Source organism: Kitasatospora sp. NPDC057500 (assembly GCF_042802195.1).
Classification (GTDB): Bacteria; Actinomycetota; Actinomycetes; order Streptomycetales; family Streptomycetaceae; genus Kitasatospora.
On sequence record NZ_JBHVER010000030.1, the window covers coordinates 25653 to 39875 of the forward strand.

13 protein-coding genes are annotated in these 14223 nt (G+C 71.8%); 5 read left to right on the plus strand and 8 right to left on the minus strand.

Going from position 1 to position 14223, the window contains the following annotated elements; translation table 11 throughout:
- Nucleotides 1–220: 220 nt before the first annotated feature.
- The 4 genes from ACFU74_RS09675 (at nt 221) to ACFU74_RS09690 (ending at nt 4268) form a co-directional block, all read left to right on the plus strand.
- Nucleotides 221–1384: an extracellular solute-binding protein gene (locus ACFU74_RS09675; protein ID WP_380754370.1), complete on the plus strand. Its 1164-nt coding sequence runs from the start codon at nt 221–223 to the stop codon at nt 1382–1384.
- Nucleotides 1374–2288 carry a carbohydrate ABC transporter permease gene (locus tag ACFU74_RS09680; protein ID WP_380754373.1) on the plus strand — a complete coding sequence of 305 codons (915 nt, stop codon included), beginning with the start codon at nt 1374–1376 and terminating at the stop codon, nt 2286–2288. Before ACFU74_RS09675 ends, ACFU74_RS09680 begins: the two co-directional genes overlap by 11 nt.
- Complete coding sequence (locus ACFU74_RS09685; protein WP_380754376.1) at nt 2285–3109, plus strand: carbohydrate ABC transporter permease; 825 nt, start codon at nt 2285–2287, stop codon at nt 3107–3109. Before ACFU74_RS09680 ends, ACFU74_RS09685 begins: the two co-directional genes overlap by 4 nt.
- Before the next feature lie 61 nt (nt 3110–3170).
- Nucleotides 3171–4268, plus strand: coding sequence for a radical SAM protein (locus ACFU74_RS09690; RefSeq protein WP_380754379.1), 1098 nt, complete (start codon nt 3171–3173; stop codon nt 4266–4268).
- Nucleotides 4269–4286: 18 nt separating this feature from the next.
- On the opposite strand, the gene ACFU74_RS09695 is transcribed toward ACFU74_RS09690, so the two are convergent.
- From ACFU74_RS09695 to ACFU74_RS09705, 3 genes are read right to left on the minus strand one after another with little or no spacing between them, the layout of a single operon-like run.
- The gene (locus ACFU74_RS09695) at nt 4287–5291 is read right to left on the minus strand and encodes a galactokinase (protein WP_380754382.1); all 1005 of its coding nucleotides are present in this window, start codon (nt 5289–5291) and stop codon (nt 4287–4289) included.
- Nucleotides 5288–5782 carry an NUDIX domain-containing protein gene (locus ACFU74_RS09700; RefSeq protein ID WP_380754385.1) on the minus strand — a complete coding sequence of 165 codons (495 nt, stop codon included), beginning with the start codon at nt 5780–5782 and terminating at the stop codon, nt 5288–5290. Before ACFU74_RS09700 ends, ACFU74_RS09695 begins: the two co-directional genes overlap by 4 nt.
- A gap of 59 nt (nt 5783–5841) precedes the next feature.
- Nucleotides 5842–6900 (minus strand): NAD-dependent epimerase/dehydratase family protein, encoded by a 1059-nt coding sequence (locus tag ACFU74_RS09705; protein WP_380754388.1) that lies wholly within the window; start codon nt 6898–6900, stop codon nt 5842–5844.
- A gap of 291 nt (nt 6901–7191) precedes the next feature.
- Between ACFU74_RS09705 and ACFU74_RS09710 the strand changes: the two genes are divergently transcribed.
- Nucleotides 7192–8877 (plus strand): hypothetical protein, encoded by a 1686-nt coding sequence (locus ACFU74_RS09710; protein ID WP_380754391.1) that lies wholly within the window; start codon nt 7192–7194, stop codon nt 8875–8877.
- A 127-nt stretch (nt 8878–9004) separates the two neighbouring features.
- Here ACFU74_RS09710 and cas6e read toward each other — a convergent pair whose 3' ends face one another.
- The 5 genes from cas6e to ACFU74_RS09735 are packed head-to-tail and all read right to left on the minus strand — an operon-like array spanning nt 9005 to nt 14168.
- A complete protein-coding gene (cas6e, locus tag ACFU74_RS09715) occupies nt 9005–9757 on the minus strand; it encodes a type I-E CRISPR-associated protein Cas6/Cse3/CasE (RefSeq protein WP_380754394.1) in 753 nt (250 codons plus the stop codon).
- A complete protein-coding gene (gene cas5e / locus ACFU74_RS09720; protein ID WP_380754397.1) occupies nt 9754–10638 on the minus strand; it encodes a type I-E CRISPR-associated protein Cas5/CasD in 885 nt (294 codons plus the stop codon). The genes cas6e and cas5e overlap by 4 nt, the downstream gene beginning before the upstream one ends.
- Nucleotides 10635–11993 carry a type I-E CRISPR-associated protein Cas7/Cse4/CasC gene (locus tag ACFU74_RS09725; RefSeq protein WP_380754400.1) on the minus strand — a complete coding sequence of 453 codons (1359 nt, stop codon included), beginning with the start codon at nt 11991–11993 and terminating at the stop codon, nt 10635–10637. Before ACFU74_RS09725 ends, cas5e begins: the two co-directional genes overlap by 4 nt.
- On the minus strand, nt 11990–12574 hold the full coding sequence (gene casB, locus ACFU74_RS09730; RefSeq protein ID WP_380754404.1) for a type I-E CRISPR-associated protein Cse2/CasB: 585 nt from the start codon (nt 12572–12574) through the stop codon (nt 11990–11992). Before casB ends, ACFU74_RS09725 begins: the two co-directional genes overlap by 4 nt.
- Entirely contained in the window at nt 12567–14168 is a 1602-nt protein-coding gene (locus tag ACFU74_RS09735) for a type I-E CRISPR-associated protein Cse1/CasA (RefSeq protein WP_380754407.1), read from the minus strand. Before ACFU74_RS09735 ends, casB begins: the two co-directional genes overlap by 8 nt.
- Between the last annotated feature and the right edge of the window lie 55 nt (nt 14169–14223).

Here is a 14223-nt window from a genome sequence, read left to right on the forward strand (position 1 = left end):
ACGTCATCTTCCGGCCGAATGTCTGGACCTCTGGGACTCTTGGCGATCAGACGGGTAATCAGATGGGTACCCCCATAGCGAACTTGGAGACCTCATGGCCATTCGCATGTCCTATCGCCCCCTTGTCCTCACGTTTCTCCTGTCTCTCGCTGCCACCGGCTGTAGCTCCGGGTCGGGCAGTGGCTCCGAGTCGGGCGGCAAACTGACGGTGTGGCTGGCCGTGGACGCCCAGGAGAGTTGGCCGCAATTGGTCCAGTCCACCAATGAGCGCTTCGCCAAGGACCACCCCGGGGTCACGGTGGACGTCCAGTACCAGCAGTGGACGACGAAGAACCAGAAGCTGGATGCCGTCCTCGCCGGGAAGAACGTTCCCGACGTGGTCGAGATGGGCAACAGCGAGACCACCAACTACATCGTCAACAACGCCTTCGCCCCGGTGGACCCGGCGAAGTTCGACCAGTCGGACACCTGGCTGCCGGCGCTCGCCGACGCCTGCCGTGCCGACGGCAAGACCTATTGCGTGCCGTACTACGTCGGGGCCCGGATCGCCATCTACCGCACCGACCAGTTCGCCGCCGCCGGTGTCGCGGCCGCCCCGAAGAGCTACCCCGAGCTGCTCTCCACACTGGACAAGCTGAAGGCCACCCTGAGCCCCCAGGACCCCAACTACTCGGCGCTCTACCTCCCCGGCCGCTACTGGTACGCCGCCATGGCCTTCGTGAAGGACGCGGGCGGCGAGATCGCGGTGAAGGAGGGCGACAAGTGGAAGAGCACGCTGGCCTCGCCGAAGTCCGTGGCCGGGCTCACCGAGTGGAAGCGGCTGATCGACACGTACTACGTCGGTGACCGGGCCAAGGACAACAGCGACCAGCCGGCCGTCGTCGGCCAGGGCCGCGTGGGCGTCTTCTACGGCAACACCTGGGAGTCCGACATGGCCTCCGACGAGCGCTCCGGCGGCGACCCGAAGCTGAAGGACAAGTTCGGCACCTTCCCCTTCCCCGGCCCGTCCGGCAACCTCCTGCCGCCCTTCCTCGGCGGCTCCACCCTGGCGGTGCCGGCCAAGTCGACCCGCAAGGACCTGGCCGCCGACTGGATCAAGCTGTTCACCGACCGGGAGTCGCAGAAGACCCTGATCGAGGTGAACACCCTGCCCAACAACACCGGCCAGCTGGCCGAGGTCGCGGCGGGCGGCATCAACGGCCCGGCGGCCCAGGCCGCGGCGACCGGGGGCTGGATGACCCCGTTCGCGCCCGGCTGGACGTCGGTGGAGAAGTCCAACATCCTGCCGGAGATGCTGGAGCGCATCGCCAACGGCAAGCAGTCCGTCGAGGAGGCCGCCCGTGAGGCCGACCAGCGGATCAACGAAGTGATCAATGAGCGCTGACCGGGGCCGGCGGCGGCGTCCCACGCTGCTGCCGTACCTGTTGATCGCCCCCACCGTCCTGGCGCTCGTCCTGGTCCTCGGCTACCCGCTCGTGGACATGGTCGTGCTCTCCTTCCAGGACATGACCCGTGAGCAGCTCTTCAGCGGCGACTCGCCGCCGTGGGCGGGGCTCGACCAGTTCAGCAAGATCCTCGGGGACGGCTTCTTCTGGACGGTGGTGGGCCGCACGGTGCTCTTCACCGCGGTGACCGTCGTGCTCACCGTGGCCCTCGGGCTGTTCACGGCGCAGCTGATGCACCGGGTCTCCCCCTGGGTGCGCGCCGTCATCTCCGGAGTGCTGGTCACCGTGTGGGCGATGCCCGCGATGGTCGCGGCGTCGATCTTCCGCTGGCTCTTCGACACCGACTACGGCGTCACCAACTGGGTGCTCACCAAACTGCCGGGGGTCGACATGACCCACCACAACTGGTTCATCAACCCCTGGCAGGGGTTCTCCGTCATCGTCGCCGTCGTGGTGTGGGGCTCGCTGCCGTTCGCCGCCATCACCCTGCGGGCGGCGCTGGCGCAGGTCCCGCACGAACTGGAGGAGTCCGCGGTCCTGGACGGCGCCCGGCCGTGGCAGGTCTTCCGGCACGTCACCGTCCCGGTGATCAGACCGGTCCTGCTCATGGTCACCACGCTGAACGCGATCTGGAACTTCGGCGTCTTCAACCAGATCTGGCTGATGCGCGGCGGCCTGCCCGAGCGGGAGTACTACCTGCTCGGCGTCTACTCCTTCATCGAGTCCTTCGCGGTGAACCGGTACAGCACCGGAGCCGCGATCGCGATCGTGACCGTCGTGCTGCTGCTCGCCGGATCGGTCGTCTACCTGCGCCAGATGCTCAGGACGGGGGAGCTCGATTGAGACGGCAACGCTCGCTCGGCCACGACCTCCTCGGGCTGCTGGTCGCCGCGGTGATCGGCTTCCCCATCTACTGGATGGTGCTCACCGCGTTCCGGCCCGCCAACGAGATCCTCAGCCTGCCGCCGAGGTTCTGGCCGGGCCGGCCCTCGTGGGACAACTTCTCCCGGGCCCTGGGTTCGGAGACCTTCTGGGACAACGTCCGCTCCAGTGTGCTCATCGGCCTGGGCACCGTCGTGGTGTCGCTGGTCATCGGCACGCTCGCGGCGTTCGCCCTCGCCCGCTTCCGCTTCAGGGGCCGCAAGGCCTTCGTCGTGGTGATCCTCGTCGTCCAGATGGTGCCGCTGACGGCCCTGATCATCCCGCTGTACCTGCTGCTGAACGACGCCGGGCTGACCGACAGCCTCAGCGGGGTGATCCTCACCTACCTGGTGTTCACCCTGCCGTTCACGGTGTGGATGCTGCGCGGATTCATCGACGGGGTGCCCGTGGAACTGGAGGAGGCGGCCATGGTCGACGGCTGCGGCCGCCTGGGCGCGTTCCGCCGGGTGGTCCTGCCACTGCTCGCCCCCGGCATCGTCGCCACCTCGGTCTTCGCGCTCGTCCAGGCCTGGAACGAATACGTCCTCGTCTACATCCTGTTGTCCACTCCTGAGAAGCAGACCGTCAGCATCTGGCTGGTCTCCTTCACGACCAGCCGAGGGACCGACTACGGCGGACTGATGGCGGGTGCCACACTCACCGCCCTGCCCGTCGTGGTCTTCTTCCTGATCATCCAGCGCCGGATCGCCTCCGGCCTCGCCGCCGGCGCGGTGAAGGGCTGACCCCGCACACCCGTACCCGGCTCCCCCGGTCGCACCCCGTTCACGTCCACAGGAGGACTCCGTGACGCACGACCGTCTCGACCTCGTCTCCAAGCTGTACCAGCCATCAGGCTGGCCCCGCGTCCTGCAAGTGGCCGAAGGGGCCGCCTCGGACGCTCCGCTCGTCGTCGACCTCGACCCGACGACCTTCTGCGATCTCGCCTGCCCCGAGTGCATCAGCGGCAAGCTGCTCAACCAGGGCCGCTTCACCCCCGAGCGGCTCGCCGCGCTCGCGGAGGAACTGGTCTCCATGTCCGTCCGCGCCGTGGTCCTCATCGGGGGCGGCGAACCGCTCGCCCACCGGGGCACCCGCCGGGTCCTGCGCATCCTCGGCGAGGCCGGCCTGGCCATCGGGGTCGTCACCAACGGCACCATGATCGACAAGAACCTCGACGAACTCGCCGCCTACGCCTCCTGGGTCCGCGTCTCCATGGACGCGGGCACCTCGGAGACGTACGGCCTCTTCCGCCCCGACCGCAAGGGCCGCAGCGTCTTCGACAAGGTGGTCGCCAACATGCGGCTGCTCGCCGAGGCGAAGACCGGCGCCCTCGGCTACTCCTTCCTCGTCATGACCCGCCAGGAGCCGGACGGGCGGGTCGTCAGCAACCACACGGAGGTGCTGCAGGCCGCCGAACTCGCCCACGACATCGGCTGCGACTACTTCGAGACCAAGGCGATGTTCGACGAGGAGCACCACGTCATCCAGGTCTCCCAGGACCTCCTCGACTCGGTCGACAGCCAGCTCGCCGAGGCCGCCCGGCTGGAGAGCGACACCTTCCAGCTCATCAACTCCTCGACTCTCACCTCGCTGCGCCGGCACACCGGGCCGGTCCAGCCCAAGGACTACCACCGCTGCTCGATCGCCGAGCTGCGCACCCTGGTCACCCCGTCCGGGGTGTACATCTGCTCCTACCACCGGGGCAACCCGCTGGCCCGGATCGGCGACGCCGTCACCGACAGCCTGCCCGACATCTGGAAGACCTCGGACCGCGGCATCATCGACCCGAGCCGGGACTGCCGCTTCCACTGCGCCCGGCACCGCTCCAACCTGGAGCTGGAGCGGATAGCGGAAGGAACGGGCGCAGTCCCCCCCGGAGAGGACTACGACCCGTTCCTGTGACCGTGGCCGCGGTCGGCGTCAGCCGGTGCTGACGCCGACCCGGTCCCCCGCCCGGGCACTCCGGCTCCCCGGAGCCGCCCGGGCGGGGATCACGCGTGCCCCGGGGAAGGGGCCGCGCAGCGCGTCGGCGAGCCGCGCGGCCACCCCGGGCAGGTCGGCCGCCGGGCAGACGCCGACCAGCGAACCGCCGCCGCCGGCACCGCTGAGCTTGAGCGGCAGCGCGGCGGACCGCAGTGCCAGCTCCCGCAGCTCCTCCAGGAGCGGGGTCGACATCCCCTGGAAGTCACGCATCGCCGCGTGCGCCCGGCTCATCGCCTCCCCCAGCGCCTCGTGGTCGTGCCCGCGCAGCGCCGCCCAGGCGGCGCCCGACGCGCGGTCGGCCTCCGCCCGGTAGGCGGCGAGGTCGGGGTCGCCCGCCGCGAGCTGCGCCCGCACCGTGCGGATGTGGTCGGCGGTGTTCTTCCGGGTGCCGGAGTCCACCACGACCACCCCCCAGTCCTCCGGGAACTCCAGCCGCTCCCTGACCACCGGCAGGCCGCGCTCGCGCCCGTCGATCAGCAGGGCGCCGCCCTCGGCGACGGCGAGGTGGTCCATGCCGCCGCCGTTGAAGCGGGCGAACTCGAACTCGTACGCCCACTGGACGAGTACGGCGTCCGGCGTCCTGTCCGGCCCCGCCTGCTCCACCGCCTGCGCGAACGCCCGGAACAGCGCCACGATCAGCGCCGTGGACGAGGACAGCCCGCTGGCGGCGGGCGCCTCGCTGCCGACGCGCACGGCCGGCGGGGGGCCGGCCGCCCCGGGCAGCCGCTCGCCCAGGAACGCCCACACCTGCTCCGGCCAGTCGCCGTCCGTCCGCTCCGGCGCACCGGACGGGCCGGACGGGCCGTCCGGCAGGACCTCCACCGTGGTCGGCAGGTCGAGGGCCAGGCTGACCGAGCGGCCGTCGCCCAGCCAGTCCAGGTCCTCCCCCGACAGACACGCCCGACACGGCACCGCGACGCGGATCGCTTGCTCTTCGCTCACCTTGCCCGAAACCTCCCGTCGGTGCGGAACTCGCGGTACATCTCCAGTACGACCCGCGTGGGCGGGTGCAGCGGCGCCGGCGGATCGTCGAGGGGCCGGAACTCCGCCCGGCGCACCTCGTCGGCCCCCGGGGAGAGCTCCCCCGACCAGCGCCGGGCCTCGAAGCACAGCGCGAAGCAGTGGTTGACGTCCCCGTTCGGGTACGTCACGGTGTGCACGGCCGGGTCGGACAGCGAGCCGAAGGCGACCAGGTCCTCCTTGTCGACCCGCAGCCCGGTCTCCTCCGCCACCTCCCGGACGGCGGCGTCGGCGAAGCCCCCGTCCTCCTCGCAGGCGCCCGCGGGAAGCTCCCACACGCCGTTGTCGGCCCGCTGCTGGAACAGCCCCCGGCCCGCCGCGTCGATCAGTAGGACCTGCGCACCCGGCACCAACAGCCGTCTGCCGCCCACCTTCTGACGCAGCGACCAGACGTACGACCCGACATAGCCCATGCCGGCACCCCCTCCTCCGACGTCCGCCCCCACGGCGGACGTCACGGGGCCACAGACTGTCACGCGCGGTCCTCGGCGAGCCAGCGCGGCACCGCCTCGGGCGTCCGCTCCAACCAGCGCACATAGCGGTCGACGCCCTCCGCGACGCCGATCCGGGCCTGCCAGCGCAGCAGCTCCCGGGCCCGCTCGGTGGAGGCGTAGCCGCCGAGCGGGTCGCCCTCGGGTCGCGGGGTGACGATCCGCTCCGCGTCCGGGAAGTAGGGCATGAGCAGGTCCGCGACGTCCCGGACCGCCGTCGGATGCCCGGTCCCCACGTTCACCGTCCGACCCGCCATCCCCTCCTCGACGAGCGCCAGCGCGGTCGCCTCGGCCACGTCCTGGACGTGGATCATGTCGCGCACCTGGACACCGCCGCCGTTCAGGCGCATCGGCCGGCCGAGCTTGGCCTGGAGCGACAGCCAGGGAACCATCCAGGAGTGGCTGCCCGGCTTCGGGATCTGCGGGTCCCCGTAGACGGAGAAGTAGCGCACGATCGCGTACTCGGCCCCCGACGCCGACCCGAGCATCAGCCGGGTCTGGTGCTCCGCCCACAACTTGCCGTTGGCGTACACCGACAGCGGGAACAGCGCCTGGTCCTCGTGGAACATGTGCGGACCGGGCGAGTCGGTGGGGCCGTCGCCGTACACCGACGCGGAGGAGACCAGCACCAGCCGGCGCACCCCCGTCCGGGCCAGCTCCTCCAGGACGACCTGGGTGCCCTGCACATTGGCCCGGAACGCGATGTCGGGGTCCCGGGTGCAGGCGGCGACATCCGCGTAGGCGGCGGCGTGGACCACGTAATCGGCGTCCCGGAGCAGCCCGGCGACCGCCTCGCGGTCGCAGACGTCCCCGACGACCAGCTTGGCCCCGGTCTTCTCCACCCCGAATATCGCGTGCCCGTTCTCGGGGTAGGCGTCCATCCGGTCCAGGACGGTCACCTCGGCACCGACCTTGCACAGCAGGGCGGTGAGCCGGCTCCCCACCAGGCCCCCGCCTCCCGTCACCACGATGCGGGAGTCGCGAAGCTTCTCCAGCCGTGCCTCGACGCTCTCACCCCCGTCGGTTCCGGCTTCGTTCAACGGCGCGTGCGATCCAGCAGACATAGGGGTTCCCTCCGTTAAGACGGCGAACTCTCAACTCTCAGCTCTCAACTCTCAAAACGCGCTCACACACAGCCACACGCTTCACACGCAAGGTGGTGTGCCAGTCCAGCATCCTTGGGACACCAACCGTTACACCAGTGCTAATTCGGCACTCTTGCCAGCCTCCGGCGTGATCCGTACTGTCCGGAATCGATGGCACCCGCAGTAGCCGATTACGACACGAGTGCCACCAAGTCCCCCACACCCCATCGGAAAGAGGGAAACCACGTGACGCGCCATCAGCTCAGCGGGGTGGTCATGACCCACCCCAAGCGCCGGCACGCCGCCGAGCGGATGGCCATGGCCGCACCTCCGGGCGCGCTGCGCGTCGTCATGGACCCGGACCCGACCGGCACTCCCTCGGTGCTGCGCACGGCGCTCGCCGCATGGGACTCCGTCGAGGACGGCGCCACCCACCAACTCGTGGTCCAGGACGACATGCTGTTGTCCGAATCGTTCTTCGAGCGGGTCCACCTCGCCATCGAGGCGATGCCGGACGCGGCGCTGGCGCTGTTCGCATTGTGGGACTCACGCAACGGGGCCGCGATCCGCTTCGGCGCCATGGCCGGCGCCCGCTGGGTCGGGGCGGTCAACGAGTACTTCCCGTGCGTCGCGATCGTACTTCCCCGAACCGTCGCCGAGGGCTTCGTCCGCTACGGCCGCGCGCGCCTCGGCGGCTGGCCCGACGACATCCTGATGCACCGTTACCTGACCGACCTCGGCGTCCCCCGCTACGTCTCCGTCCCCAACCTCGCCGAGCACCAGGACCACGGCTCGATCTCGGGCAACGCCTTCCGCGGCCCGCGCCGCTCGGTCTGCTTCCTGCCCGGCGACCGCCCCGGCGACGAGGCGCTGAACCTGACCGGCCTGCGGGTCCTGCCGTTCTTCAAGTACGGCGTCGCGCGCTGCACGGTGCGGGTCGACGGCCCCGGCCCCGAGCGCTGGCTGCACATGGACTGCGAGCAGTACCTGCGCGGCCTGGAACTGCCCCGCACCCTGCTCGCACCGCCCGCCGGCCCGGAGTCCGACGCGTCCGACGTCCGGGGCACCTGGCTCACCGCCCTCGCCATGGGCCACGAGGCCGCCCGCCTCGGCCTGGACCCCGACGGCTCCGCACCCGCCGTGCGGCCCGAGGTGTACGCCGAGGCGATCGCCACCATCGGCTCCGGCGGCATCAGCAACACCAGCACCGAGGAACGGATCGCCGAACGCCGCGAGATCCTGGCCGACGTCGCCCGGCGCGCCCTGGCCGCCGGCCACGAGGCCGCCGCCGGCCCGTCCCCCCGCCGCCCCCGCCGCCCCGCCGGCCTCACCGTACGCGGCGGCGCCTCACCGCTCGGCGAGCACCTCGCCCGCCGCCTCACCGACCTGGCCGGCCCCGACGCCCCCCTCGACGCCGTCCTCGACCTGACCGGCCTGCGCGAGGGCTCCCCCGCCCGCCGGCTGACGGTCCACCTGCCCGACGACCCGCGCCCCTACACCCTCGCCGTCGGCGAGGTCTACGGCCCCGGCTGCTCCCGCGACACCCTCATCGGCCGCATGGTGTGGGACGCCCTGCGCAGCCTCCCGATGACCGTCCCGGGCGCCCCCGACACCGAGATCCACCCCGTCTACGTCGACGACCTCGCCGACGCCGTCCTCACCGTCCTCCGCACCCGCCCCGCCCCCCACACCCTCACCGTCGCCCCCGAGGAGCCCACCACCCTCGCCGACCTCGCCGACACCATCCACACCGCCGTCCGCCCCGTCCCCATCCACCCCTCCCCCACCCCCGCACCCCCGACCCCCACCCACCCCCTCCCCGCCACCACCCCCCGCCCACCCGCCTGGACCCCCACCACCCCCCACCCCAAGGGCCTCCACGCCTACTCCCAATGGCTCGCCTACGAGGGCACCCTCCTCACCGTCGTCTGACCTCCGGCCCGATCCCGCCTCCCGCGCCGGCCGGCCGTCGCGGGAGGCGCACGGCCGTCTCCGCTCGCGGGAGGACGACTCGGCCGAGGTCCGCGTCGGCCGCCGCGGGCCGCCGACGGGTCAGGAATCAGCGGACCAGGAGCAGGCCGCAGCTGTAGGCGCGGGCGTGGCCGATGCCCTGGGTGAGCGCGGAGACGAAGGCCTGCGGGTCGGTGATGGTGAGGGACCCCCGGATCTCGGCCCGGGCGATCCGCAGGCCCTGGTGGGGACGCGGGCTGGACACCCTGGGCAGGACACGCAGGGCCAGGCGGTCGAGGTCGGCATCGGCCCCGATCCGGACCACGCCGTCCGGGGCGACCGCCGGCTCGCCCGCTGCCTGGAGCCGGCGGGCGAACCACTTCTTCACATGCTCCGGACCGGTGTGCGCCATCCGCGTACCCCGGCCCCGGCGTTCGGCGCCGGGGGCCTTCGGAGCGGCCGGCCGGCTGCTGACCGGGTTGAGGACCGTTCGGAAGTCCACTTGCTCCCCGGTCCGGAACGTACGGTCCACGACCAGGCCGGACGGCTCCTCCACCAGGGCGTCACGCGGCACTCGGCTCCAGTCGCCAGGCACCGAGGACTGCACCACCAGGGAGAGACGGGCGCTGCGGAGGTCGACGGCCCAACTGGAGAGCACGCGCAACTGGGCCCGGGCGTCCTTGCTGCCGTCCTCGACCCAGCCCAGGAAACCGCTCATCACGTTCCTGTGCATGTCCTGGGCGTCGATCAGGGCCCTGGCTGCGTAGGGATGCCTCGCGTCCAGCGTGATCAGCGTGTGGGTGCTGACGAACCGGGCCTCCGCCGCGACGGCGGGACGGGGCTCGGTACGAGGGGTGGTCACGGGATGATGTCCCATTCGACGGCGGACGGGGAGATGGTGACGCGGTGCTGGACCTCCCAGCGCCGGCGGTGGACCGGACCGCTCGCGAGGAACTTCCCGGGCTGGTCGCGGACCGGCCCGACGCCCGGCAGCGGGCGCGGGCTCTCGATCCATGCCCAGGGGCGCGCGCCGTCCCCCGCGACCGGCCCGTCGGCGGCCGACGGCAGCAGCGCCCGGCCCTCGAACGCCTCCATCAGCGTGCCGGGCACGATGCCCAGGCAGAGGTCGCCCGAGGGCGGGCAGGACTTGCGGCCCAGCCAGAGCAGCCGCTTCGGGTGCTCCAGGGCATGGGCGATCCGTTCGAGCAGCCCCGGATCGGTGTGCTGGAGGCCGACCAGGAAGGCGGCGTCGGACAGGTACCAGCGTTCGGTGATCATCGAGTGGCGGCCGACCTCACCCGAGACCAGCACCCCGGAGACCGGGTCGGCCGCGATCCGCTTCGGCGCCCCGTACCAGGACGCCAGGTCGTGGCTGCCGAACGGCCCGGCCTCCGCCCCGGCCGGGCGGTCGGCCACGGGCACGGCGGCCGCCCGCCGGTGGTCCGTCGCCAGGTCGCGCGGACGGACCGGATAGCGCCCGCCGCCCACGGTCTGGTAGTCGCGCACCGGGGTGCCCGGGCGATCGGCACGGACCCCGAAGAGGACCGACGCGAGTTCGCCGAGCGGCTCCTCCCGCTCAAGGCCGAGGGCCGCGGCGCACAGTCCGATCACGCCGGACTTGGTCGGCCGGCTGTGGGTGTCCCGCTGCGCGAACCGGCTCCTGACGCCCCAGGACTGCAGCGGCCCGGCCAGCCGGATGAGCAGCACCAGCGGTGCGCCGCCCGCGGTGGAACCGTCGGTCACCGGATCAGGCCCTCGATGGAGTCCACGACGTCCACGGCACCCGTGGGATCGGCCTCCTGCAGCAGGTCGTCGACCTGCGGGCTGTAGGTGAGGAGCCGCGCCGAGTGCAGGTCCGGGCGCCGCCTGCTGACGAACAGGTGGTGCCGCAGGAGTCGGCGGACCGCCGCCAGGCCCGCCGGCCCCTCGCCGCCGCCGTTCCCGGGGTTCTCGTCCACGGGGTTCTCGAAGGCCGCGGCATAGTTGTACGGGCGCTCGCCCTCGAACGCGAGCACCAGGGTCGGGAGTGAGCCGGTGGAGGCGGTGGAGTTCTTCTTCGCCTCGGGGAAGGCCTCCACGAAGGCGTTGACGAACTCCTGCTCCCCGGCGGCGGCCGTGTCCTCCGCCTCCTCCGCCGTCATGCCGGCCCGCCGCAGATTGGCGCGGAGCAGTTCGCGGTCCAGTACGGCGTGCCGGTAGAACGTGCCGGAGATCAACGACTGGTACCCGGTCATGCCCGCGCCCGCGTCGTCGGCCGAGTCGAGGAAGCTGAGGGCGTTGCGCTTGCGGTCCAGCTTGGCGTCGTCGGCCGCGGCGTAGAAGTCCTCGACCTGCTCGGCGGCGTGCACGGTGAACGCGTGGCCGGTCTGCACCGCGCCGTCCACGTTGGGCGAATCCGCGATCTCGGCGAGGAACCGTCCGTAGAGGGCGATGTCCACGGCGTCCCGGGGCGCGATGGCGAGCAGCACGGCGTCGCGGGTGGTCTTGGGCAGAGACGGGAGGCCGGCGACGGACGGCTCGGCGGACGGCTCGGCGGACGGCTCCTCCCCCTCGTCCGGGTTCTCGGCCTTCTTCGCCGCCCCGCGCCGGGACTTCTTCGCCGCCGCCGCGTTCTGGGCCGCGAGGTACTCGTCCCGCCACGTCCTGAGCGTGTCCGCGTTCCCGGCGATGTGCGCCGCGATCCTGCTGCCGGCATCGGTGGGAGCGAAGATCAGGACCTTGGTCAGGTTGGCCACGGTCTTCTTGGCCGGGTCGCCGAACTTGAGGCCGCTCGCCTCGATCACGGCCCGTGCGGTGCCCAGCGCCTCCTCCTTCTCCCAGCCGTACTCGGAGGCCAGCTCGGTCGCGGTCAGCAGCGCCCACTCCCGGGTTCGGATGCCCATGCTGCGCCCCTTGAGCGCGCCGATCCCGGCGTTGGCCCGGTTCCGGGCATAGACCCGTTCGGCCCTCCGACGGGCCTGGCTGGTGATCATGTGCCGTTCCACCCCGCCGTACACCAGGGACTTGGGCTGGCCGTTCTCGTCGCGGACCGGGAGCACCGCGACGAGCGTCTCCAGGAGGTGCAGCGAGAGGAACGGGCTTCGAGCGTTCGCGGTCACGCGGTCCTGTCCTTCTGATCGTTCTGCGTCTTGCCGATGAGGGTCCTGGCCTTGCCGGCCGGGGTGTGGAAGTCGACCGACCAGTTGTAGGCGATCCGGGCCCTGCGGTCGTTCCAGCGGATCAGGTCCTCGGTGAGCCGGCTCCACGACGGCGGGGCCTGGTCGCAGGACCGGAGCCGGACCACGGTGTGCTGCAGGTGCCGCCACGGCACCCGGCGACTGGCGACCACCCGCTCCACCAGCCGTTGCGCACCGGGGTTGTCCGGTCCGCGGCCGGTCCCGTCGCCGATCCGCGCCGCCGCCGCGCCGAGGCTCCCGTAGCCGTAACTGGGGCACGAACGCCCTTGGTGGTAGAGGGCGAACAGGATGGCCATCCGCTCGAACAGGTCGCGGTGCTCGGAGCCGCCGAACCAGCCGGCCCGGATGTGGGCGTTGGTCCGGGTGCCGGTTCGGCGCAGGTTGGCCAGGGTTCCGTACTCACGGTTGCGCACCAGGGTCGTGAGCCAGTCCACCAGTTCGGAGCTGTCGTGCGGGAAGGTGTCCCGGACGGGGAACTCGTCGGGGAGGCTGTCCTCAGTCATGGGCGATCTCCCCTCGGAGTTCGGCGGGGGCCTTGCCGTGGGTCATGTCCTGCTCGAACCGCTCCAGGGCGCGGGCCCTCGCCCGGTAGCCGCGCTCATTGGGCGGGAGGGAGTCGAGCTTGTAGGCGAGGTGCGTGCGGGCCAGCTCCACCAGTGTCGTGGTGTAGCGGTCGAGGGGGCCGGACACCGGGTCCTCCGGAGTCTCGAACCGTTGGTCGAGCACCCCGTGCAGGAGCCGGTCGAACGGCCCGGCCGCCTCGGGCCAGAACATCCAGCGGGCGTCGAACCTGGCCACCTGCCGGGCCTCGTCCGCCGCGTGGGCGGCCGAGTGGACGATCTCCGAGGCACGGGTCGCCGCGCGCTTCAGGCTCCACGCCAGGTACTCGGCGATGCGCGAGCCGCGCCGGGAGGCCCGGTAGAGGTGTCCTTCCATGCCCGGGGCGTAGGGGAAGGCGCCGTCGGTCCAGGAGAGCGGCAGCGTCTTGTTGGCGATGAGGCCGACCGCCCACAGGTGGTAGGGCACCTCCATGCCCCGCCGCTCGTAGGGCAGCGAGGCGAGCCTCGCGTACAGGCCCAGCCGGCGGTCCTTCACGGCGCTGTAGAGCGCGTGGGCCTGCTGCCAGAGCGCACGGCTGGGCGACGGCCAGAGAGGCTTGGCCAACCCGCCGGGAGCCTCGCTGAACACGGCGTCCTGGAGGTGCACCGGTTCGAGGTCGAGCACCTCGCCGGCACCGATCAGCACCCGGTCGACAACGACCGTGCCGTCCGCGGCGCGGTTCGGCCGCAGCAGGACGGAGCGGCCGAGCGCGCTGTGCAGGTCGGCCGGGCCCTCCGGCCGCCGGGGCCGGGCCTTCGTACGGAAGCCCCGGCGGTCGACGGTGCCGGACTGCCAGGAGGTGTTGAGCGCGCCGGACGGACCCTCGTGCGGATACAGGTTGAGCCGCAGCGTCTCGCCGAGCGTACCGCCGAGCGGGACCACGCGGATGCGGCCCTGCAACCGTCCGGTCGCCAGGTTGGTGACCGTGGGACCGAGTTCCTTTCCGGTGATCCGCGCCCGGCCGTACGTGGCGTACACGTGCTGGGTGAGCATGGTGCGGAAGGCCTCGGCCGCCGACAGCGTCTCGCCGTCCGCCAGGTGGTGGTGGTCGAAGAACTGGCAGTAGTCGCCCGCCCGTTCGATGACCAGCTGCGCCGTTCCGGTACCGCTCTCCCCGAACGACTTGGCGAGCATGGTGTTCTGTCCGAGCGGGGTGACCGGGTGGAACAGGTCCCAGCTGTCGACCGGCTGATCGGCCAGCCATCGTGCCGCGGTCACCAGGTCGCGCCGTTCGAGGATCCAGTGCTTCCACTCCGCGTCGGTCGCCGGCGAGGTCCCGGAGGCGAAGCAGATCGCGATGAGGAACTCGACGACCGCGACCGTCTCGCCGGGCGTCGCACAGTCGATCGTGCTCAACTTCTCCGACTGCTCGAAGAGTTCGCACAACGAAAGCAGGTCCTGGTCGCCGTCGAGCGTCACCACGGGAATGCACGGCTCGTGCCGCGGGTCCCAGCCGAGACGCTCCTCGGCCGGGACGGGGAACTTCGACTGAGGCAAAGGCGTCGCCCGTTCACTCCGCGTGATCGGGGTCATCCGACAAGGACCCCGAAGC

Coding starts and splice junctions, on each gene's coding strand:
- ACFU74_RS09700 (WP_380754385.1), bottom strand. CDS start 5,782: ATGGGCTATGTCGGGTCGTACGTCTGGTCGCTGCGTCAGAAGGTGGGC.
- ACFU74_RS09680 (WP_380754373.1), top strand. CDS start 1,374: ATGAGCGCTGACCGGGGCCGGCGGCGGCGTCCCACGCTGCTGCCGTAC.
- casB (WP_380754404.1), bottom strand. CDS start 12,574: ATGACTGAGGACAGCCTCCCCGACGAGTTCCCCGTCCGGGACACCTTC.